This window comes from Pseudomonas sp. BF-RE-22 (genome assembly GCF_019956155.1).
GTDB classification, from domain to species: domain Bacteria; phylum Pseudomonadota; class Gammaproteobacteria; order Pseudomonadales; family Pseudomonadaceae; genus Aquipseudomonas; species Aquipseudomonas migulae.
This window is the reverse complement of sequence record NZ_JAHBDD010000010.1, coordinates 36,321-59,087: the sequence shown is the minus strand read 5'-3', so window position 1 is coordinate 59,087 and position 22,767 is coordinate 36,321. Positions and strand designations below refer to the sequence as shown.

Below are 22,767 nucleotides of genomic sequence, written 5' to 3'. Positions count from 1 at the left end.
GCAATAACTTCAGGCACTTACCATTTCGCCGTTGGTAGTCCCTTGATGCGCCTGAAGCTGCTGACCAATCTCAACACCCTCCTTTTAGTCGCCGTGTGCGTGGCCCTCGGCGCCACGCTTTGGTGGTCGCAAAAAGCCCTGGAGCGCCCCTATCTATTGATGGAGCGCTACCTCGGGTTGTCCCAGCAATTCCAAAATGAAGTGGCGCGCAACATCGAGGACTACCTGGCCAGCGGCGATGCGCTGCGCCTGAGCAGCGCCAGCCAAGCCATCGACGGCCTGCAAAAGGAACTCGCCGAGTTACCGCCGACGTTGGCCGACAGCTTGCGCCCGAGCCTGTCGAACCTGGATGAATTCAGCAAAACCGACCTGCTGGCCGCCGGCAAACTCGCGGGCGATCCTCAGGCGCTGTTGCTGCAAGCCGAACGCGAACTTGGCGCCAGCCTCGACCAGCTGAGTCAATACGCCAGCAGCAACGCGAACTATCTGACGCCATTGCTCGCAGCCTCTCAACACCTGGGCAAACTCTCCCTGGCGCGGGACAAACTGGTCAGCAGCGGCCGCAGCGAACTGGCCGCCGATGTCGAGCGCGAAGTCACCAACATCCGCACGCAAGCCGAGCTTCTGAACGCCTTGCCGCTCTTGGGCGTGACCAGTAAAAGTGAATCGGGCACCGACGATTTCGCTGCAATGATGGGCCTGGAGAACACCGAAAAAACCGTTGCGGAAGATGCCGGCGTCGGCCTCAAGCGCGAGCTCAACGGCCTGCTCACGCGCTATCCCGCAGAGCTGGCGCGCACCCGCGAGCAGATCCAGAAACGCGCCGACCTCAGCGCCGCGACTCACCAGAAAATCGCTGCCGTGCAACAGTCCATCGCCGGGCTGGAACCGGTAGTCCGTGCCCAGCACGGGCAGATCCAGAGCGAAGTGCGGCTGATGCAAGGGGTGATGATCGGCTTGATTTTGCTGATCGCATTACTCATCGACACCCTGCAGCGGCGCCTGGCCCGAACGCTGACCAACCTCGCGCCGGCACTCTCGACCTGGGCCGAAGGCGACTTCAGTCGCGACATCGAATTGGGCAAGACCAATCGCGAACTGCATGACATCCAGGCCTCGCTCAATCGACTGCGCGCCTACCTCGTTGATCTGGTCGGAACCATTCGCCTCAACGCCGAGCAGGTTGCCGGCAGCAGCCGCACCCTGGCCGAGTTGAGCAATGATTTGCACAGCGGCGCCGAACATCAGGCGGGTGACACCGCGCTGATCCGCGACTCCCTCGGCGAGCTGGAAGCGACCATTCAACAAGTCGCCGGCGATGCCAGCCAGGCTGCCGACGCCAGCCGCCATGCTGGATTGGCGGTGGAACATGGACAGAAAGTCATCGGTTTGAGCCTCACCGGGCTGCATGCGCTGGTGGGCGAAGTACAAAGCAATGCACAGATGATCGAACACCTGGCCGAGGAGTCCGCCACCATCGGCGGCGTGCTGACGGTGATCCGCTCGATTGCCGACCAGACCAACCTGCTGGCCCTGAACGCCGCCATCGAAGCGGCCCGCGCCGGGGAAATGGGACGCGGGTTTGCCGTCGTGGCGGAGGAGGTTCGGTCATTGGCGCAGCGCACCGCAGGCGCTACGGCGGAGATCCAGAACTTGATCGCCGGGCTGCAGACAGCGGCCCGAGAGTCGGTGGAAGGCATGCGCGCGCAGGTTGAACACGCGGAGGCGACAGCCAATCAGGCCCAGGCGGCCGACGGTGCGCTGGATAAAATTGTCGGGGCGATCCAGACGATTTCCGACACCGCCGTACGCATTGCCGATGTCACGGCTCAGCAGAGCGGAGCCGTCAGCGAAATCCGCGATCACAGTGAGCGGATTCACCAATTGGGTGGGGATAATTTGTTGCGTATCGGTGAGGGACGTGAGCAAGGCGAGCATTTGTTGGTATTGGGCGGGCGGTTGCATACGGCCGTTCAGGCATTCCGCGTCTGACAGACCACCACATACCTGTAGGAGCGAGGCTTGCCCGCGAACCAGACGACACGGTTTATCAGGCGAACCGTGTCATCGTTCTTCGCGGGCAAGCCTCGCTCCTACAGGACCCATAAAAGCAATCCAATCGACTGTCCGCTATCATGCCCCCAATTCCGATACGCGAGATCGTCATGCGCCGTTTGCTCTGCCTGCTGCTTTTAGTGCTCGCCCTGCCGGCCACCGCCGCCGGTTTGCTGGAGAGTCGACCCAGTTCCACCCTGGGCTCGATCAACAACAGCGCCGACTTCCTGCCGGTGCGCGAAGCCTTTCAACTGAGCCTGATAGACAGCACGCCACAATCGATCAAGCTGCGCTTTGTCGCCACCGAGGGTTATTACCTCTACCGCCATCGCTTTCAGTTTCGCGCCGACCCTGCCGAGATCGTAGTCGGCCCGGCACAGCTGCCCAAAGGCGAGCAGAAACACGATGAGTACTTCGGCGACGTCGAGGTTTACCACGGGATTCTCGATGTCGAACTGCCGCGCAGCGATCAACGCGCCTTCACGCTGGCGGTGACCTATCAAGGGTGTGCCGACAAAGGCCTGTGCTATCCGCCCGAGACCGAACGCCTGAGTATCGACGGCAGTGGCGGCGCCACCACGAGTTGGAGCTGGCGGGAGCTGGCATTGTTCTTCCTTGCGGGCCTTGGCCTGACCTTCACCCCTTGCGTGTTGCCGATGCTGCCGATCCTCTCCGGCGTGGTGTTGCGTGGCCAGGTGGGCGGCTTGCGCGGTTTCAACCTGTCGCTCGCTTACGTGCTGCCGATGGCCGCCTGCTTCGCCCTGCTCGGTGCGCTGATGGGGATGTTCGGCGCGCAGCTCAACCTTCAGGCGCGGCTGCAATCGGCGTGGGTGCTGGTGCCGTTCGCAATGTTTTTTGCGCTGTTTGCCCTGGCGATGTTCGGTGTCTTCGAACTCAAGTTGCCGCACGCGATCAGCAGTCGGCTGGACCGCATCGCCGGGCGCACCGAAGGCGGTTCGTTGTGGGGCGCTGCGGTGCTGGGCGTGGTTTCCAGCCTGTTGGTTTCACCCTGCGTCTCGGCACCGCTGGCCGGCGCGCTGCTGTACATCAGCGCCAGTGGCGATGCGTTGGGCGGCGGCTTGAAACTGTTCATGCTCGGCCTCGGCATGGGCGCACCGCTGTTGCTGGTGGCCACCGGTGGCGCCGCCTGGCTGCCGAAAAGCGGACCATGGCTGGTCTACGTGAAAAACGCGATTGGCGTGTTGTTGCTGGGTCTGGCGATCGGCCTGCTCAGTCGCGTGCTGCCGGGGCAGATCACTTTGTTGCTGATCGGCTTGCTGGCCGGCGGTGTCGGTTTGTTCATGGGCGCGCTGGAGTTCGTCTACAAACCTCCGCGAAAACGCCTGGGCCAGTTACTCGGGATGTTTCTGCTGTTTTATGCACTGGCCTGCTGGTATGGCGCCTTCAGTGGCCAGACCGATCCGTTCAACCCGATCGGCCAGCCGCGTGTCGTCAGCAGCAACGAGCAATCGCAGAACACCAGCGACTGGCAAACCGTCACGACTCCGGCCGAACTCGATCGCGTCCTCGCCGAAGCCAAATCCTCCGGCACCCCGCTGCTGCTCGACTGGTACGCCGACTGGTGCATCAGCTGCAAAGTCATCGAACACAAAGTGCTTAACGACGCGCAGGTCGTCGAACGCCTCAAGGGTTATCGGCTGATTCGCTTCGACATCACCGCCAGCAACGCCGAGCAACGCGCCCTCCTCGACCGCTACACACTATTCGGCCCACCGGCGCTGATGTTTTTCGGCAAGGACGGTGTCGAACGCGCCGATGTACGAGTGATCGGCGAAATCAGCGCCACGGACTTCGCCGAACGTGTATCGAAAGCAAATGACCGGATTTAATCACCCGGTCACATATTTCGCGCAAACATCGGCCATCGTGCTGGCTATTGCATAGAACTGGACAGTCACAAAGGCTTTGCGGCATAGTCGCCGGGTTCTGACAAATGCACACGGATAACGAGGAACAGCAGATGGCGACCCTATTGGTTCTGCACGGCCCCAACCTGAACATGCTCGGCACCCGTGAACCGGGCACCTATGGCGCTACGACACTGGCGCAGATCAATCAGGACCTGGAACGCCGCGCTCGTGAAGCCGGCCATCATTTGCTGCACCTGCAAAGCAACGCCGAGTACGAATTGATCGACCGCATCCACGCTGCCCGCAGCGAAGGTGTGGACTTCATTCTGATCAATCCAGCAGCTTTTACACACACAAGTGTCGCATTACGTGACGCGCTGCTGGCGGTGAGCATCCCATTCATCGAAGTGCATTTGTCTAACGTGCACAAACGCGAACCTTTCCGCCATCACTCTTACTTCTCCGACGTAGCGGTGGGAGTGATCTGCGGCCTTGGCGCCAGCGGTTATCGACTGGCCCTGGAGGCTGCACTAGAGCAGCTTGAACAACAAGCTATACGCCCCTGACCGACCCTTGGGAGTTGATGATTCATGGATATCCGTAAAGTTAAGAAACTGATCGAACTGCTGGAAGAGTCCGGCATCGACGAGCTCGAGATCAAGGAAGGCGAAGAGTCCGTTCGCATCAGCCGCCATAGCAAAACCCCGGCTCAGCAATACTACGCTCCGGCGCCAATGCACGCTCCGGCTCCAGCGCCTGCCGCTGCTGCCCCGGTTGCCGCCGCTGCCGCTCCTGCTGCACCGTCCGCCCCTGCCCTGAACGGCGCCGTTGCCCGTTCGCCAATGGTCGGCACCTTCTATCGCAAATCTTCGCCAAGCTCGCCGTCCTTCGTTGAAGTCGGCCAGACCGTGAAGAAAGGCGACACCCTGTGCATCGTCGAAGCCATGAAGATGATGAACCACATCGAAGCTGAAACCAGCGGTGTGATCGAATCCATCCTCGTCGAAGACGGCCAGCCGGTTGAGTACGACCAACCGCTGTTCACCATCGTTTGAACCGCGGAGAAACTTTGATGACTGCGAAGTTGGAAAAAGTTCTGATCGCCAACCGCGGTGAGATCGCACTGCGGATTCTGCGTGCCTGCAAAGAGATGGGCATCAAGACCGTCGCCGTTTACTCCAAGGCCGACAAAGAGCTGATGCACCTGGGCCTGGCAGACGAATCCGTCTGCATCGGTCCGGCCTCGGCCGCCCACTCTTACCTGCACATCCCGGCAATCATCGCCGCGGCTGAAGTGACCGGCGCCACCGCCATTCACCCAGGCTACGGTTTCCTTGCGGAAAACGCTGATTTCGCTGAGCAGGTCGAGAACTCCGGCTTCGCCTTCATTGGTCCGAAAGCCGACACCATTCGCCTGATGGGCGACAAGGTATCGGCCAAGCACGCGATGATCGCTGCTGGTGTTCCAACCGTTCCGGGTTCTGACGGCCCGCTGCCGGAAGACGAAGAAACCGCTCTGCGCATCGGTCGCGAAGTCGGTTACCCGGTGATCATCAAAGCCGCTGGCGGCGGTGGTGGTCGCGGCATGCGCGTTGTGCATAGCGAAGAAGACCTGATCTCCTCGGCGAAACTGACCCGCTCCGAAGCAGGCGCGGCGTTCGGCAACCCGATGGTCTATCTGGAAAAATTCCTGACCAACCCACGTCACGTGGAAGTTCAGGTACTTTCCGACGGCCAGGGCCACGCCATTCATCTGGGCGACCGCGATTGCTCGCTGCAACGTCGCCACCAGAAGGTTCTCGAAGAAGCGCCGGCACCGGGCATCGACGAGAAAGCACGCCAGGAAGTCCTCGCTCGCTGCGTCAAGGCGTGCATCGACATCGGCTACCGCGGCGCCGGCACCTTTGAGTTCCTTTACGAAAACGGTCACTTCTACTTCATCGAGATGAACACTCGTGTCCAGGTAGAGCACCCGGTTTCGGAAATGGTCACCGGTATCGACATCGTCAAGGAGATGCTCAGCATCGCCGCCGGCAACAAGCTGTCGTTCACCCAGGATGACGTGGTCATCCGCGGTCACGCGCTGGAATGCCGGATCAACGCCGAAGACCCGAAAACCTTCATGCCAAGCCCGGGCACGGTCAAGCATTTCCACGCGCCAGGCGGCAACGGCGTTCGCGTCGATTCGCACCTGTACAGCGGTTATGCCGTTCCGCCGAACTACGATTCGTTGATCGGCAAGCTGATCACCTACGGCGCAACCCGTGACGAAGCCATGGCGCGCATGCGCAATGCGCTGGACGAAATCGTTGTCGACGGGATCAAGACCAACATCCCGCTGCACCGCGACCTGACCCGCGATGAAGGCTTCTGCAAAGGTGGTGTGAACATTCACTACCTGGAACACAAGCTGGCTGGCGAAAAGCACTAAGCTTTAGCCTGATCAACAAAGCCGCCTTCGGGCGGCTTTGTTGTTTCTGAAGGTTTCATATCTTTCTGTAGGAGCGAGCGGTGCGACGATTCGACTTGCCCGCGAAGGGCGCGCCTCAATCGTACAGACATACCGCAGCGCCTGGTTCGCGGGCAAGTCGAATCGTCGCACCGCTCGCTCCTACGAAGAACACGCATATGTCGACCTTGTCGTCTTCTGCCTCGCGCTCGCGTAAACTTGCGCGCTTCTCGCAGCCCGCTAGGCTGCAATCAATATTTTTCAAAGGTGCCCGCCATGCCTTGGCTGCAAGTCCGTCTCGCCATCAGCCCAGAACAAGCCGAAACCTACGAAGACGCTTTCCTTGAAGTGGGCGCCGTGTCGGTGACTTTCATGGACGCCGAAGACCAGCCGATCTTCGAACCGGAACTCAACACCACCCCGCTGTGGTCGCACACGCACCTGCTGGCCCTGTTCGAAGGCGGCACCGAAGCCGCTTCGGTCCTGGCGCATCTGGAGCTGCTGACCGGCAGCCCGCTGCCCGAGCATCACAGCGAAGTCATCGAAGACCAGGACTGGGAACGCAGCTGGATGGACGATTTCCAGCCAATGCGCTTCGGCCAACGCCTGTGGATCGTGCCGAGCTGGCACGCCGCGCCTGAACCCGACGCCGTGAACATTCTGCTGGACCCGGGCCTCGCGTTCGGCACCGGCACGCACCCGACCACCGCGCTGTGCCTGGAATGGCTCGACGGTCAGGACCTGAAAGGCTGCAACGTGCTGGACTTCGGTTGCGGCTCGGGGATTCTGGCGATTGCCGCCCTGCTGCTCGGCGCCAAGGAAGCCGTCGGCACTGACATCGACGTGCAGGCGCTGGAAGCCTCGCGCGACAACGCCGGTCGCAACAACATCGCCGATGCGCTCTTCCCGCTGTATCTGCCGGAAGATCTGCCACAGGTTAAGGCCGACGTGCTGGTGGCCAACATCCTCGCCGGCCCGCTGGTCTCCCTCGCACCGCAACTGTCGAGCCTGGTCAAGCCGGGTGGTCGCCTGGCGCTGTCGGGCATCCTCGCCGAGCAAGGTGATGAAGTAGCCGCCGCCTACGCGCAGGACTTCGATCTGGACCCGATCGCCAATCGCGATGGCTGGGTGCGCATCACTGGCCGTCGGCGCTAGAATGAGCGCCTGCATAATCCGGATCGCCGCATGACCGACAGCTTCGTCACCCAGTGCCCGCATTGCCAAACCAGCTTCCGCGTCAGCCATGCTCAGTTGAGCGTGGCCCGTGGAGTGGTTCGTTGCGGCTCGTGCCTGCAGGTGTTCAACGCCGCCAAGCAACTGCTTGAGCAGGCAGGCAAGGAAGTGATCCCCCCGGCGGCTCCGGCCATCGTCGAGACAGCCGAGCCAGAACCTCGGGCCATCAGCCAGAAGCAGTGGACTGCCGCCGAACTGGACCTGGACAGCCTGGACCTGGATGAAGAACTCGCTCGACTGGAACAGCGGGAAATCCAGCCGACCACCGAATTCGGTCGCCACCGCGAAGACAGCCTGAGCGCCCGCCGCGATAGCGCCGAGCACGACGAAGAGCCGTGGTCCGACAGCCTGTTCAGCGAATCCGCCGCCGATCGCGCCGAAGCGGCGCAAGCGACAGAAGCTGCCGAAGTCCCCCTCACGCCCGAGCCGGCGATCGAGCCGAGCAAACCTTCGCGCACCGAACCCTCGCTGTCCCTGGAACCCGTGGAGCTGGACGACGAGACTCTGCCGCCGCAACTGCGCCTGAACGATCCACTCGACGCCCCGCTCCATCACGAACGCCTGTCAGCGACCGACGCCAGTGACGATATCGACGACGACCTGCCTTCGATCGAGCCGCTGCGCAAACGCCGTGAACGCAGCGAACCGGGCGTACGTGCCGAGGTGCTGCAAGACCTGACCGATGACCCGTTGCAACTTGACTGGCAAAAACGCCGCTCGCCCTGGGGCCGACGGTTTTTCTGGTTGCTGCTGATCCTGCTCGGCGCTGGCGCACTCGCGGGTCAATACATCGCTTACCATTTTGACGAACTGGCTCGTCAGGATCAGTACCGTCCGTGGTTCCAGCAGTTCTGCCCGCAAATCGGCTGCACCGTGCCGTCGAAAGTCGACATCGCGAAAATCAAGAGCAGCAACCTGGTGGTGCGCAGCCATCCGGAATTCAATGGCGCGCTGGTGGTCGACGCGATCATCTACAACCGCGCGCCGTTCTCCCAGCCGTTCCCGTTGCTGGAGCTGCGCTTTGCCGACCTCAACGGTCACCTGATCGCCAGCCGTCGCTTCAAGCCCGGCGAGTACCTCAACGGCGATCTTGAAGGCATGGCGGAAATGCCGCCGCAAACGCCGATCCACATCGCCCTGGACATCCTCGACCCAGGCGCCAAAGCCGTGAACTACAGCCTGAGCTTTCACTCACCCGAGTGAAACGCTTCAGTGTTACGGGTTTGACGGCACATTTCTGGCAGAGACCGCTCATACCAAACTGCTGGCAATAACAGAATAACTGTTCAGATTTTGTTCAATTCAGCCTTTATCCAGTCATCGAGAGCGGGTATCATGCCAACCCTTTTTCGAACTCTCATGATCCGGCCCCACAACTGGAAAGTCCTATGTCGGCGGTACGCATCGGTCCATACACATTGCACAACGGCTTGATTCTCGCCCCTATGGCGGGTGTCACCGACCAACCCTTTCGTCAGCTGTGCAAGCGACTGGGCGCAGGACTTGTAGTCTCGGAAATGGTCACCAGCGACATGAGTTTGTGGAACACCCGCAAATCGCGCATGCGCATGATCCACGAAGGTGATCCCGAGCCACGCTCGGTGCAGATCGCCGGTGGTGATGCACAGATGCTGGCGGATGCGGCCAGGGCCAACGTCGAACTGGGCGCACAGATTATTGATATCAACATGGGCTGTCCGGCAAAGAAGGTCTGCAACAAGGCCGCCGGTTCCGCATTGTTGAAGGATGAAGCACTGGTGACCGAGATCCTGCAGGCCGTGGTGGCTGCGGTTGATGTGCCGGTTACCTTGAAGATCCGTACCGGCTGGGACCGGGACAACAAGAACGGTCTGACGGTGGCGAAGATCGCCGAGCAGGCAGGCATTACGGCGTTGGCGGTCCATGGCCGCACCCGTGCCGATCTGTACACCGGTGAAGCCGAGTACGACACCATTGCCGCGATCAAGCAGGCGGTGTCGATGCCGGTCTTCGCCAATGGCGACATCGATTCGCCGGAAAAGGCCCGCTACGTGCTCGACGCGACCGGTGCCGATGGACTGTTGGTTGGACGGGCTGCCCAGGGGCGGCCATGGATTTTTCGCGAGATCGACCATTTCCTGCGTACCGGCGAGAAACTCCCGGCGCTGGACCTGATCGAGGTGGAACGCATTCTGCTAGAGCATCTGGCCGCACTGCACGTCTTCTATGGAGACGTCATGGGTGTCCGGATCGCTCGGAAGCATGTGGGCTGGTATCTCGCAACCTTGCCGGGCGCCAGGGAGTTTCGCGCCCACTTCAATCGTTTGGAAGATACGGAAGCACAATGCGCCAACGTTCAGGGCTTCTTCGCCGAACGTTACAAGAGCCTGACAGGGGACGGAGAAGAGGTGGCCGCATGACGATGATGACCGAGACTTTAGTGAGTGGAACAACACCCGTGAGCGACAACGTGAATTTGAAACAGCACCTCAATACGCCGAGCGAAGAAGGCCAGACCCTTCGCGGGAGTGTCGAGAAGGCGCTGCACAATTATTTCGCCCACCTTGAGGGCGCTGCCGTCACGGATGTGTACAACCTGGTGCTCTCCGAAGTCGAGGCGCCCCTGCTCGAGTGCGTGATGAACTACGTCAAGGGTAACCAGACCAAGGCCAGCGAGCTGCTCGGGCTGAACCGAGGCACCCTGCGCAAGAAACTCAAGCAGTACGATTTGCTGTAAGCATTCAATCAAACCAGAAAGGCGCCCGCGTAAAAACGGTCGCCTTTTTTGCTGACTCCTTTGCTTTTGATGGAAATTGAAATGACCGACCAGACTACCCGCCTGCCGATCCGCCGCGCCTTGATCAGCGTTTCCGACAAGACCGGGATCCTCGAATTCGCCAAAGAGCTTGAAGCCCTGGGCGTCGAGATCCTCTCCACCGGCGGAACGTTCAAGCTGCTGCGTGACAACGGCGTTGCCGCAGTGGAAGTCGCGGATTACACCGGTTTCGCAGAAATGATGGACGGTCGGGTGAAAACCCTGCACCCGAAAATCCACGGCGGGATCCTCGGTCGTCGCGGTATCGACGACGCGATCATGAACGAGCACGGCATCAAGCCGATCGATCTGGTGGCGGTCAACCTGTACCCGTTCGAAGCCACCATCAACAAGCCAGGCTGCGACCTGCCGACCGCCATCGAGAACATCGACATCGGCGGCCCGACCATGGTCCGTTCCGCGGCAAAAAACCATAAAGACGTGGCCATCGTGGTGAATGCCAGTGACTACGCCAACGTGCTGGAAAGCCTGAAGGCCGGCGGCCTGACCTACGCTCAGCGTTTCGACCTGATGCTCAAGGCCTTCGAACACACCGCTGCCTACGACGGCATGATCGCCAACTACATGGGCACCGTGAACCAGGCCGCTGACACCCTCTCGACCTCCGGTCGCAGCGAGTTCCCGCGCACCTTCAACAGCCAGTTCATCAAGGCTCAGGAAATGCGCTACGGCGAGAACCCGCACCAGAGCGCGGCGTTCTACGTTGAAGCCAAGCCTGCCGAAGTCGGCATCGCCACCGCGACCCAACTGCAAGGCAAGGAGCTGTCCTACAACAACGTGGCCGACACCGATGCCGCGCTGGAATGTGTGAAGAGCTTCGTCAAGCCCGCCTGCGTGATCGTCAAGCACGCCAACCCGTGTGGTGTTGCCGTGAGCCCGGACGCCGAAGGCGGCATCCGTCAGGCCTACGAACTGGCCTACGCCACCGACACTGAATCCGCGTTCGGCGGCATCATCGCCTTCAACCGCGAGCTGGATGCCGAGACCGCCAAGGCGATCGTCGAGCGTCAGTTCGTCGAAGTGATCATTGCCCCGAGCGTCAGCGAAGAAGCCCGCGCCATCGTCGCGGCAAAAGCCAACGTGCGCCTGCTGGCCTGCGGCGAGTGGTCGGCTGACCGCGCTGCTGCCTGGGACTACAAACGCGTCAACGGTGGCCTGCTGGTACAGAGCCGCGACATCGGCATGATCAGCGCCGATGACCTGAAAGTCGTGACCAAGCGTGCACCGACCGAACAGGAAATCCACGACCTGATCTTCGCCTGGAAAGTCGCCAAGTACGTCAAGTCCAACGCCATCGTCTACGCCAAGAACCGTCAGACCATCGGTGTCGGCGCAGGCCAGATGAGCCGCGTGAACTCCGCGCGCATTGCCGCGATCAAGGCTGAACATGCCGGCTTGCAGGTGGCGGGTTCGGTCATGGCATCCGACGCGTTCTTCCCGTTCCGCGACGGCCTGGACAACGCGGCCAAGGTCGGCATCACTGCGGTGATCCAGCCAGGCGGCTCGATGCGTGACAACGAAGTGATTGCAGCAGCTGACGAAGCCGGCATCGCCATGGTCTTCACCGGCATGCGCCACTTCCGTCACTAAGCACGACGATCAACTGTGGGAGCTGGCCTGCCAGCGATAGCATCCCCTCGGTTTAGCCGATAAACCGAGTTGTTTGCATCGCCGGCAGGCCAGCTCCCACAGAAAAGCGCCCTTGCGGCGCTCAACAGAATTAGCGTCATCCGAGGTTTTTGAAATGAATGTTTTGATCATTGGCAGCGGTGGCCGTGAACACGCCCTGGCCTGGAAAGTGGCTCAGGATCCGCGCGTGCAGAAAGTTTTCGTGGCTCCGGGCAACGCCGGCACCGCCATTGAAGCCAAGTGCGAAAACGTCGCTATCGATGTGCTCGCACTGGAGCAACTCGCCGACTTCGCCGAGAAAAACGTTTCCCTGACCATCGTCGGTCCGGAAGTGCCGCTGGTTGCCGGCGTCGTCGACCTGTTCCGCTCCCGTGGCCTGGACTGCTTCGGTCCGACCGCTGGCGCCGCGCAGCTGGAAGGTTCGAAAGCCTTCACCAAGGACTTCCTGGCACGCCACAAGATCCCGACCGCCGACTACCAGAACTTCACCGAGATCGAGCCGGCCCTGGCTTATCTGCGTGAAAAAGGCGCACCGATCGTGATCAAGGCCGATGGCCTGGCCGCCGGTAAAGGCGTGATCGTTGCCATGACACTGGCCGAAGCCGAAGACGCCGTGCGCGACATGCTCGCGGGTAACGCGTTTGGCGAAGCCGGTTCACGCGTGGTCATCGAAGAATTCCTGGACGGCGAAGAAGCCAGCTTCATCGTCATGGTTGACGGCAAGAACGTACTGCCGATGGCCACCAGCCAGGACCACAAACGCGTCGGCGACGGCGACACCGGCCCGAACACCGGCGGCATGGGTGCTTACTCCCCTGCACCAGTCGTCACCAGCGAAGTGCACAAGCGCGTCATGGACCTGGTGATCTGGCCGACCGTGCGCGGCATGGCCGAGGAAGGCAATGTTTACACCGGTTTCCTCTACGCTGGCCTGATGATCGACAAGGCTGGTAACCCAAAAGTCATCGAATTCAACTGCCGTTTCGGCGACCCTGAGACCCAACCGGTTATGCTGCGCTTGCAGTCGAGCCTGGTGTTGCTGGTCGAGGCGGCCCTGGCGCAAGCGCTGGACAAGGTCGAAGCCCAATGGGATCCACGTCCGAGCGTCGGTATTGTTTTGGCGGCAGGCGGCTATCCTGGCGACTACGCTAAAGGCGTCGCCATCAACGGTCTGGATGCAGCCGCAGCGCTGGAAGGCAAAGTCTTCCACGCCGGTACTGCGCTCAAGGACGGTCAAGTGGTGACGGCCGGCGGTCGGGTGCTTTGCGCCACTGCCATGGGTGCCAGCGTCGATGCTGCCCAGCAGCAGGCTTACAAGCTGGCCGCGAAGATTGACTGGGAAGGCTGCTTCTATCGCAAGGACATTGGCTACCGTGCCATTGCCCGTGAGCGTGGCGAAAATCAGGAATAAGCGATCCATTCGGCAGGGCTTGGGATTCAGGCCCTTGCCGGACTATTCCGGCGCCGCGCATAGTTATATTCTGGCATCAACCTACGAAGGGATTTCGCCGTGCGCTGGCTCAGGATTGCCATAGGTTTCACAGTCACGCTGCTGACGCTGCTCTGCATGCTTCCGGCCCAGGCCGCGCAAGGCAGTGGCTGGGCGCTATTGCTTGACGAACAGGGCGACCTGCAACTCAGCGACATCCGTTCCGCTCGTTTCACCAATCAATTCAGCCCCATCGAACTCGAACGCCTCACCGCGGCCGAGCCCGGTGGTGCACTCTGGCTGCGCTTCAGACTGGCACCCGGCAAGCATGAGCAGTTGCTGCGGGTGTTCGCTCCCGACCTGTCGCACCTCAATCTTTATGTGCTGGACGGCGACAAGCTGATCGAGCAACTGAACACCGGCACCGAACAGCCTCAGGCAGAACGGCCGTTACCCAACAGCGACTTCATGTTGCCGTTGCCGCAAAGCGACAAACCCCTCGACGTCTATCTGCGCCTGGTGTCCGACCACCAGATGCGGCCTTACATCACCCTGCAATCGGCAATCATGACCGCAGCCAATCAGAGCCAGACGCTGATTTACGGTCTGCTGTTCGGCTGCATCGGGATGCTGATCCTGCACAACCTGATCCGTTACGCTTACACCCGCTCGCGCAGCAGCCTGTGGCTGGCAGGTTGTGAAGCGTTGCTGATGATCAGCCTGGCGCTGCTGCTGAATCTCGCGGGCCCATGGCTGTCGGACTGGCATGCGGTGCAAACACCGGGCGCTTACCTCGCCCTGCTACTGACCGCACCGTGCGGGCTGATGTTCGCCTACCGTTTCTTCGCCCCGCTCGGCCCGCACCCGCTTAACAAGCTGCTGCTGGGCGATATCCTGTTCATTGTGGCTTGCGGTCTGCTGCTGTTGTTCGTCAACACGCTGCCGCTGAACATCATCACCTACGCGCTGGTCGCCCTCGCGGGGCTCACGATGTTGTTCGTCAGCGCTTGGCACTGGCAAAAAGGCTATCGCCCGGCCCGGCTGTTCGTGGCCGCCATGGTGGTGTTCAACGTCGGTACGCTGATTATCCTGCCGGCGCTGCTCGGCCTGACGCTGGTAGAACCGCAAGGCCTGATCATTGCCCTGCTGGTGTTCATTTGCATCAGCGGCCTGTTGATGAGCATTGCCCTGAGCGAACGCCAGCGCAGCATCACCGAAGACCGTTTCAGCGTCAGCCGCGATCTGGCCGCCAGCAACGCCGAGATCAATGCCAAGGCCGAATTCCTGGCGAAGATCAGTCATGAAATCCGTACCCCGATGAATGGCGTACTGGGCATGACCGAACTGTTGTTGGGCACGCCACTCTCGGTCAAGCAGCGCGATTATGTGCAAACCATTCACAGCGCCGGCAACGAACTGCTGACCCTGATCAACGAGATTCTCGACATTTCCAAGCTCGAATCCGGGCAGATCGAGCTCGACGATGTGCAGTTCGACCTCAATGCGCTGATCGAAGACTGCCTGAGTATCTTCCGCGCCAAGGCCGAACAGCAGAACGTCGAGCTGATCAGCTTTATCCAGCCACAGGTTCCGCGGGTCATCAGCGGTGACCCGACGCGCCTGCGCCAGACGCTGCTGAGCCTGCTGGAAAACGCCCTGAAGAAAACCGACGAAGGCGAGATCCTGATCGTCGTCGCCCTCGACGAGCGCACGGCCAAACCGCGTTTGCGCATTGCCGTACAAGACAGCGGCGAGCCGATGGATGCCGAAGAACGCGACGCGCTGATGCATGCAGAACTGCACAGCAAGAACTTCCTCTCGACCACCCGCCTGGGCGGCAACCTAGGGCTAGTGATCGCCCGTCAGTTGATTCGCCTGATGCAAGGGGAGTTCGGCATCAAGAGCGGCGCCAGCCAGGGCAGCACCTTATGGCTGACCTTGCCGCTGGACCCCGACCGCCTCGAACACCCGACGTCCGACCTCGATGGCCCGCTGCAAGGCGCACGGGTATTGGTGGTGGACGACAACGACACTTGCCGCAAGGTACTGGTGCAGCAGTGCAGTGCCTGGGGCCTGAATGTCAGCGCGGTGCCGTCCGGCAAGGAAGCCCTGGCACTGCTGCGCACCAAGGCCCACCTGCGCGATTACTTCGACGTGGTCCTTCTGGACCAGAACATGCCCGGCATGACCGGCATGCAACTGGCGGCCAAGATCAAGGAAGACCCGAGCCTGAACCACGACATCCTGCTGATCATGCTCACGGGCATCAGCAATGCGCCGAGCAAGATCATCGCGCGTAACTCCGGGATCAAACGCATCCTCGCCAAACCGGTGGCCGGCTACACCTTGAAGACCACGCTGGCGGATGAACTGAATCAACGCAACAAGGGCCTCGCAGTATCGCAGTTCCCATCCACCGGCCCGACCCTGCCGGTCAAGGTTCCCAGCGACTTCCGTATTCTGGTGGCCGAAGACAACAGCATCTCGACCAAGGTGATTCGCGGCATGCTGGGCAAACTCAACCTGCAACCGGACACCGCCAGCAATGGCGAAGAAGCCTTGCAGGCAATGAAAGCCCAACGTTACGACCTGGTGCTGATGGATTGTGAAATGCCGATCCTCGACGGTTTCTCGGCCACCCAGCAATTGCGTGCCTGGGAAGTCGGCAACCAACGGATTCGCACCCCCGTGGTGGCATTGACCGCACACATCCTCGCTGAGCATAAAGAGCGCGCACGTCAGGCCGGCATGGACGGCCACATGGCCAAACCGGTCGAGCTGTCACAGTTGCGCGAGCTGATCGAACATTGGGTTGCCCAGCGCGATCAGCAGCAACGGACGGCAACGCAACCGTCCTGAGCCGACAGACCCTGCAACGCCTGATAGACTCCCCCACGACTTCTCTCGCCAGTGAGCCTGCATCATGCTCCACGTGTTGTTCAGCGTTTACCTGAAGATGCTGGTGCTCTACAGCCCGTTCTTCGTGTTGTCCTGTTTCATCAGCCTGACCCGCGGTTATTCGCGCAAGGAACAACGGCGGCTGGCCTGGAAAGTGGCAACGGCCACACTGATTTCCAGTGTCTTGCTGTATTTGTTCGGACGGTACATTTTCAGTGTTTTCGGCATTACCGTGGATGCGTTCCGCATCGGTGCCGGCAGCGTGCTGTTTATCTCGGCACTGGGCATGGCCCAGGGCAAGTCGGCGGTCCAGACCGATAACGTGCAGCAGGACGTCACCATCGTCCCGCTGACCATCCCCCTGACCGTCGGCCCCGGCACCATCGGCGCCTTGCTGGTGATGGGCGTAAGCCAGCCCCACTGGGATGACAAGCTCACCGCCATCCTCAGCATTGCCCTGGCCAGCTTTACCGTTGGTGTGGTGCTTTACCTGTCGAACCGCATCGAGCGCATTCTCGGCGACCAGGGCTTGCAGATTGTCAGTCGGCTGATGGGGTTGTTTGTGTGTGCACTGGCAGCACAAATCATCTTCACGGGCGTAAAAGGGTACCTGGTGCCTTAGTGACAACCCTTCACTGAAAGCCAGGGGCTTTTTGCCCCTGGCGGCCGGGCTTCATTTAACCGGCGAAAACTCCATGAAAACGGCCTCTCTGAGATCATCAAGGAACTTGATGCAATCAGCCTCTCTCCTCAAGTCTTCTTCGTGAATGGTAAAGTGCGCCTTACCTTGAAAGATCGGAAGTTCGGAAGTATCCCACTCGACAAAGAGAACTTTTGCATCTTTGTCCGATGAGTCGTAACGGACCGTCGCCACGGCCATCGTTACTTCAGCGTCTTCGTCTTGTTTGCAAACAGACACGCCAAAATTACCACCACTGGCTTCAGTTGCATGACGTTCAAAAAGTGCGACGGCTTCAGGCTGTTCTTTCAGTGCATCAATAGTTTTGTCTGCGACAACTTTCAGCGCATTCGCGGCCGTACCGGCCAGGCCACCGGCCACAGAATGAATAATATCCAGCGCTACATTATCCAGCGTCAACTTGGAGGAGGTGGATTTGTACTGGGTAAAGGCACTGTGGTATTCGGTCCAGCCCGTGGCAAACATCAGCTTTTTAAAGCTCTCATATCGTGCAATTTTCTGCTCTTTAGCAGGAAACAGAATTTTTGAAGCGATATCGGCATACGCGTACGTGTTTTTTACGATGCGTTTGTTGCGCCGCGACATCCCGTCCAGGAAGCCCACCACACCGCTGCCCATGATCGCGGCATTCATTTCATCCCGGTCAAACGGTAGCTTTACTGCGGAGCGCGCCTGGATTTTCGGACCGGCAAGTTCAAGTTTGGCTCGACATTGCTCAAGACATTGATCGAAATAAAGACTGGCTTCTGCTTCATTCATTTTATTCATCTTATAAACCTTAAATTCAAATATATATAAAAGCCGAACTGGCTCCGTCGAAAAACTATCGCACCCACCCGACAGACTCAACAGCACCAGAACTTATAAAAAAACAACAAAACAACCTACAAATATCGAGATGTAACGAACCATAATTAATTACAACAAATCAATAAAAACCAAACAACAGAAAAACCCAATAGATCCGCACACGCCTGCACGCCCCATTAAGAAACAAGAACTCAACTTACACAGAAAGGTAAATAATCCGACTCACCAAGAGAGCTAGAAGATAAACATCCTCTATTCATTCAGGAATTAACCTACATCCTCTGGCGAATGTTTTTTACGACAGCGCAAAGAAAAAGCCACGGCAAATCGAGTGGAAACCCGGCCGTGGCTTTTTTTAGCGAAGCGCAACGCTTCAGGTGGCAGGCTTTTCTCCATACCAACGCGGCGTGTACACCCAGTCACCGCCACCCATACGCGAAAACACGCAGGTCGTAGACGAACCCACCAGGACCATGGTGCGCATATCCACCTGGTCCGGGGTCAACTGGCCAAGCGTCGTCACTCGTAGCGTCTGTCCTGGGCGACCGATGTCACGCCCCAACACCACCGGCGTCGCAGGTGTGCGGTATCGCGCGACGATCTCCAGCGCCCGGCCAAGTTGCCATGGACGGGACCGTGAAATCGGGTTGTAGAACGCCAGGGCGAGGTCGGCCTGTGATGCAAGGTCCAGACGCTTCTCGATGATCTCCCAAGGCTTGAGGTTGTCCGACAGCGACAACACACAGAAGTCATGCCCCAGCGGCGCACCGGCCTGAGCCGCCGTCGCCAGTGAAGCAGAAACCCCCGGCAGAATTTCCAGATCGACGTTGTGCCACGCGGCATCGCTGGACTCGTGAAGCGCTTCCAGCACCGCAGCCGCCATGGCGAACACTCCCGGATCACCGGAAGAAACCACCACCACCGAGCGTCCTTGCGCCGCCAGTTCGAATGCGTGGCGCGCACGCTGCATCTCTTCGCGGTTGTCGGTGCAATGCATGACTTGATCCGCACGGAACGGGCCGGCCATGCGCACATAGGTTTCATAACCGAGCACATCATTGGCGCGCGCCAGTTCGGCCTTGACCGCCGGTACCATCAGCTCGGCAGCACCAGGGCCAAGACCGATCACCGCCAAGCGACCGCGAGGACGACCGATCGACAATGGGTCCAGAGGTTGCCCGGCCACCGCGATAGCAAGGGTGTCGTCGCCGAAGATCTTCACAGTCTGACCGAGGGCGTTACGTGCCAGCTCACTGACTGCGCCGACATCGTTGCCAAAACGCAGCGGCACACCCAGCTCAAGCGCCGCTTCACGCAGCGCCGCACTCGACATTTCGCTATCGGCGGCCAGCAGACAGGCCACCGATTGCACGGCGATCTTTGCCTGATGCAACGCCTCGCGAATCGCACCCGGCAGATCCACCACGCCGGTACCGACGGCCACCAACACGTTGCGCGGATAGATCAACAGCTCGTTGGCCGCCGGTGCACGCTCGGCATGACCGACGTGAACGGCCAGCCGCGCCTGCGGGTCCTCGGGCAACTGCGCCTGCGCCAACCACGGGGCCGCGCCTTCGATGCGCACCGTTTCACCGGCGAGCAAATCGGAAACGAAGCGCTTGCCCAGTTCGAGATCGCCCAGGGCATAACCGCTGGGAGGATTGAGCAGGCAGGTGCCGAAGCGCAATTCGCCACTGGTGGTGATCGCCGCCGCGACGTCCAGTGCAGCTGCAATTTCTCGCGCCAGCACGTTCACGCCACCCAGACCGCCCAGCAACGGCACCACTGCGCTGCCGTCTTCAGCAACGGCCAGCACCGGCGGCTCGGCACCCTTTTCCAGCAGCAACGGCGCCAGGGTGCGAATCACAATGCCAGCGGCGCACAGGGCAATGATCGGCGTGTCCTGCTGATAGAGCTCACGCAGGGTCGCGCCAAACTCGTGATAGATGCGGTCCGCGCCCTCGACCCGCTCGGCCAGACCGTGGATCAAGGCGCCCGGGTACACCTGCTGAATTTTGCGTGCGGTCGCGAGGCTGCCATTGCCGAGAATGACAATAGCCGGAACTGGACGAGTCATCAGCCTTGCCACCTTTCGCCTGGAACGATGATCAGCGAGAAGTACGGCGAGGACATCGGCTCGACCTGATCCAGCGGCACGATTTTCTGATTGGCCATGGTCGCGCGTTCGACGTACAGCGCACGCTCGGCCAACCCGAGTTCTTCCAGCACCTGACGGACTTTGGGAAAGTTGCGCCCCAGCTTCATGATCACCGCCGCATCTGCATCGGCGAGACGCCGCTTGAGATCGTCGTGCGGCAATACGCCGGACAGCACCGACAGGCTCTGATTGCGATACACCAACGGCGCGCCAAGTACCGAAGCGCCGCCGAGCATCGAACAGACACCGGGCACGACTTCGGCCTCATATCGCTCGGCCAGGCGATCGTGCAGGTACATGTAGGAACCGTAGAAGAATGGGTCGCCTTCGCAGATCACCGCCACGTCTCGGCCTGCATCCATGTGCGCGGCGAGTTCTTCGCCGGCCGCATCGTAGAAATCGCTGATCACTTGTTCATAGGACAGTGGTGCCGGCAAGGCTTCGGTGGTCACCGGATACACCAGCGGCACCAGGGTTTGAGCGTCCTGCAAATGCGCTTCGATGATGCCGAAGGCATTGCCCTTTTTGCCCTTGGCGACGAAGTACGCCACCACCGGCGATTCACGCAGCAGGCGCAGGGCCTTGACGGTAATCAGTTCCGGATCACCGGGGCCGACGCCGAGGCCGATCAAACGTCCAGGTTGCTGCATCATTCGATCTCCGTGGCGAGGGCATTGACGGCGGCGGCGGCCATGGCGCTACCGCCCAGCCGGCCTTGCATGATGACAAACGGCACACCGCGACTGTTGGCGGCGAGTGCGGCCTTGGATTCGGCGGCACCGACGAAGCCCACCGGGAAGCCAAGGATCAGTGCCGGTTTCGGCGCGCCGGCGTCGAGCATTTCCAGCAGATAAAACAAAGCGGTCGGCGCGTTGCCGATCACCACCACGCTACCTTCCAGGTGCGGGCGCCACAGTTCCAGCGCGGCGGCGGAACGGGTGTTGCCCAGTTCACGGGCAAGCTCCGGAACGCTTTCATCGCGCAGGGTGCAGATGACTTCATTGTTCGCGGGCAAACGCGTGCGGGTCACGCCTTCGGAGACCATCCGCGCATCACACAGGATCGGTGCACCGGCGGCCAAAGCATCGCGCCCGGCCTTGCCCGCGCCTTTCGAAAATTGCAGGCCGTCAATCGCATCGACCATGCCGCAGGCGTGTATCACCCGCACCGCGAGTTTTTCCAGATCGGCCGGGATTCGCTCGAGGTTGGCCTCGGCACGAATGATCGCGAAGGAGTTGCGATAGATTTCCTGACCGTCGCGGATGTAATCAAGCATCAAGGGGGCTCCGTGAGCGGGCGTCGAGCAAGGCGTCGACCGCTTCAATAGTAAGGTTGCGTGCGTGCAGGGCGCCGAAACCCGGCTGCCCCGCTTCGCGAAAATAGAGGTCGTAATGACCGGGGGTGACGGCCAGCAAAGTGACCGGCGCACTGTGCGCGGCGGCACAGGAACGCGGGCAACCACTCAGATGCACGCTCAGCAGCTGGCCATGGCGTTGCAGCAACGCGGCGAGTTGCAGAGCGTCCTGCTTGGTATCGGCCAAGCCCTTGGCGCAGCCCGTCGAGCCAGTGCAGGCAATCAACCGCGACAAGGCCTGACCGGCATCGCAGACCAGGCCCAACGCGTGCAGGCGGCGGATGACTTCATCGACGTTGTCGTGGTGAATGTTCGGCAACAACAGGCTTTGCCATGGCGTGAACCGCAGCGTTGCATCGCCATATTCCTGCGCCAATCGAGCGGCGCCCCGAAGCATGGTGCTATCGAGACGTCCGAGAGGCGGCACGCCCCCGACATAGACATGACCGGGTTGCGCCTGCGGGTGCGCGCCAATGTGCAGCACCTCGTTACTGACTGAACGTTGCCAGATGCTAACGGGCTGGAAAGGCAGTCGCCCGGCGAGGCGAGCGAGAAATTCGGCTTGAGGGACGTCGACCAGCAAGTGACGCATCCGCGTGTGTTCAGGTCCCGCCAGTTCCAGGAAAAGCTCCAGCACGGCGACCACCAGCGCGTGGCCATCTTCCAGTGGGACACGACCGGCCGGTTGATCGGTGGGGCATCCCGCCAGACCGAAAGCCAGCCACCGCTCACCCTCTCGCTCGACCGCGGACAACCACAGATCATGGGGGTGTTCGAGCATCGCCATGCGTTCACCGCCATCCAGTTGCACGGCGAATTTGGCGCTGAGGTCGTGAAAGCGTTCTTGCCCCTGCAAGGTGGCGAGGATCTGTGCGGCCAATTCACGCGTGTCGAACAGCATCTGCCGATCGATACCTGCGCTCGGGCTCAGCATCAGATTACGTACATCGTCGCCCGCCGCATGCGAAGGGCCAAGGCCTGCGGCGAGCAGACTTTCGATCAACGCTTCCTGCTCTTTGACGATGCCGCGAATCTGCAGGTTGGCCCGGTTAGTGGCCTCGATCACTGAGCCGGCATAACGCTGCGCACCTTCGGCGACAGCATTGGCCTGCTCGGAAGTGAGGGTGCCGCCCGCCAGTTTTATCCGGCAGATACCGCCGTCTCTGGCCTGGACGATACGCAGCAGCCCCGGACAGGCCGAGGGGCGTAAAGCGCGGGACATAGGGAGTTCGTTCAAAGGGATGACCGGATCTGAAGTGGGAGCGCCCCCCGTCGGAGGCGAGCGGTATTATGCCTGCTTTGCAGCGCAGCATCATAAGACCACGTGTCGCATTTGCTCCGACCTTGAATCCATCAGGCGGCCTCC

General features: G+C 60.6%; 18 protein-coding genes. 13 read left to right on the top strand and 5 right to left on the bottom strand.

From position 1 onward, the window contains the following. The first annotated feature begins 45 nt into the window (after positions 1–45). The 13 genes from KGA82_RS06350 (at position 46) to KGA82_RS06290 (ending at position 17,001) form a co-directional block, all read left to right on the top strand. On the top strand, positions 46–1,992 hold the full coding sequence (locus tag KGA82_RS06350; protein ID WP_008038730.1) for a methyl-accepting chemotaxis protein: 1,947 nt from the start codon (positions 46–48) through the stop codon (positions 1,990–1,992). 173 nt (positions 1,993–2,165) lie between these two features. Continuing rightward, complete coding sequence (locus KGA82_RS06345) at positions 2,166–3,905, top strand: protein-disulfide reductase DsbD (protein WP_192226974.1); 1,740 nt, start codon at positions 2,166–2,168, stop codon at positions 3,903–3,905. 131 nt (positions 3,906–4,036) lie between these two features. Further along, positions 4,037–4,492, top strand: a complete 456-nt coding sequence (gene aroQ, locus KGA82_RS06340; RefSeq protein ID WP_008031265.1) for a type II 3-dehydroquinate dehydratase — start codon at positions 4,037–4,039, stop codon at positions 4,490–4,492. 24 nt (positions 4,493–4,516) lie between these two features. Continuing rightward, on the top strand, positions 4,517–4,981 hold the full coding sequence (gene accB / locus KGA82_RS06335) for an acetyl-CoA carboxylase biotin carboxyl carrier protein (RefSeq protein ID WP_008038728.1): 465 nt from the start codon (positions 4,517–4,519) through the stop codon (positions 4,979–4,981). Positions 4,982–4,998: 17 nt separating this feature from the next. Further along, positions 4,999–6,357, top strand: a complete 1,359-nt coding sequence (gene accC / locus KGA82_RS06330; RefSeq protein ID WP_008031262.1) for an acetyl-CoA carboxylase biotin carboxylase subunit — start codon at positions 4,999–5,001, stop codon at positions 6,355–6,357. A 294-nt stretch (positions 6,358–6,651) separates the two neighbouring features. Further along, positions 6,652–7,530, top strand: a complete 879-nt coding sequence (gene prmA / locus KGA82_RS06325; protein WP_223449964.1) for a 50S ribosomal protein L11 methyltransferase — start codon at positions 6,652–6,654, stop codon at positions 7,528–7,530. A 30-nt stretch (positions 7,531–7,560) separates the two neighbouring features. Beyond that, positions 7,561–8,811: a DUF3426 domain-containing protein gene (locus tag KGA82_RS06320; RefSeq protein ID WP_207284766.1), complete on the top strand. Its 1,251-nt coding sequence runs from the start codon at positions 7,561–7,563 to the stop codon at positions 8,809–8,811. Positions 8,812–8,996: 185 nt separating this feature from the next. Then, positions 8,997–10,007 (top strand): tRNA dihydrouridine synthase DusB, encoded by a 1,011-nt coding sequence (gene dusB, locus KGA82_RS06315; RefSeq protein WP_008031257.1) that lies wholly within the window; start codon positions 8,997–8,999, stop codon positions 10,005–10,007. Further along, positions 10,004–10,324 carry a DNA-binding transcriptional regulator Fis gene (fis, locus tag KGA82_RS06310; protein WP_007907419.1) on the top strand — a complete coding sequence of 107 codons (321 nt, stop codon included), beginning with the start codon at positions 10,004–10,006 and terminating at the stop codon, positions 10,322–10,324. Before dusB ends, fis begins: the two co-directional genes overlap by 4 nt. A gap of 81 nt (positions 10,325–10,405) precedes the next feature. Next, positions 10,406–12,013 (top strand): bifunctional phosphoribosylaminoimidazolecarboxamide formyltransferase/IMP cyclohydrolase, encoded by a 1,608-nt coding sequence (gene purH, locus KGA82_RS06305; protein WP_223435118.1) that lies wholly within the window; start codon positions 10,406–10,408, stop codon positions 12,011–12,013. A 154-nt stretch (positions 12,014–12,167) separates the two neighbouring features. Continuing rightward, a complete protein-coding gene (gene purD, locus KGA82_RS06300) occupies positions 12,168–13,463 on the top strand; it encodes a phosphoribosylamine--glycine ligase (RefSeq protein ID WP_008038723.1) in 1,296 nt (431 codons plus the stop codon). A 99-nt stretch (positions 13,464–13,562) separates the two neighbouring features. Beyond that, positions 13,563–16,340 carry a hybrid sensor histidine kinase/response regulator gene (locus KGA82_RS06295; RefSeq protein WP_008038722.1) on the top strand — a complete coding sequence of 926 codons (2,778 nt, stop codon included), beginning with the start codon at positions 13,563–13,565 and terminating at the stop codon, positions 16,338–16,340. A 64-nt stretch (positions 16,341–16,404) separates the two neighbouring features. Beyond that, positions 16,405–17,001 carry a MarC family protein gene (locus KGA82_RS06290; RefSeq protein ID WP_008031249.1) on the top strand — a complete coding sequence of 199 codons (597 nt, stop codon included), beginning with the start codon at positions 16,405–16,407 and terminating at the stop codon, positions 16,999–17,001. Between the two features lie 51 nt (positions 17,002–17,052). On the opposite strand, the gene KGA82_RS06285 is transcribed toward KGA82_RS06290, so the two are convergent. The 5 genes from KGA82_RS06285 to cobG form a co-directional block, all read right to left on the bottom strand. Then, the gene (locus KGA82_RS06285; RefSeq protein WP_223449963.1) at positions 17,053–17,847 is read right to left on the bottom strand and encodes a hypothetical protein; all 795 of its coding nucleotides are present in this window, start codon (positions 17,845–17,847) and stop codon (positions 17,053–17,055) included. A 415-nt stretch (positions 17,848–18,262) separates the two neighbouring features. Then, positions 18,263–19,966, bottom strand: coding sequence for a precorrin-3B C(17)-methyltransferase (gene cobJ, locus KGA82_RS06280; protein ID WP_223449962.1), 1,704 nt, complete (start codon positions 19,964–19,966; stop codon positions 18,263–18,265). Next, positions 19,966–20,697: a precorrin-2 C(20)-methyltransferase gene (locus KGA82_RS06275; protein WP_223449984.1), complete on the bottom strand. Its 732-nt coding sequence runs from the start codon at positions 20,695–20,697 to the stop codon at positions 19,966–19,968. Before KGA82_RS06275 ends, cobJ begins: the two co-directional genes overlap by 1 nt. Then, entirely contained in the window at positions 20,697–21,323 is a 627-nt protein-coding gene (locus KGA82_RS06270; RefSeq protein WP_223449961.1) for a precorrin-8X methylmutase, read from the bottom strand. Before KGA82_RS06270 ends, KGA82_RS06275 begins: the two co-directional genes overlap by 1 nt. Further along, a complete protein-coding gene (cobG, locus tag KGA82_RS06265; protein WP_223449960.1) occupies positions 21,316–22,623 on the bottom strand; it encodes a precorrin-3B synthase in 1,308 nt (435 codons plus the stop codon). Before cobG ends, KGA82_RS06270 begins: the two co-directional genes overlap by 8 nt. Positions 22,624–22,767 lie beyond the last annotated feature (144 nt).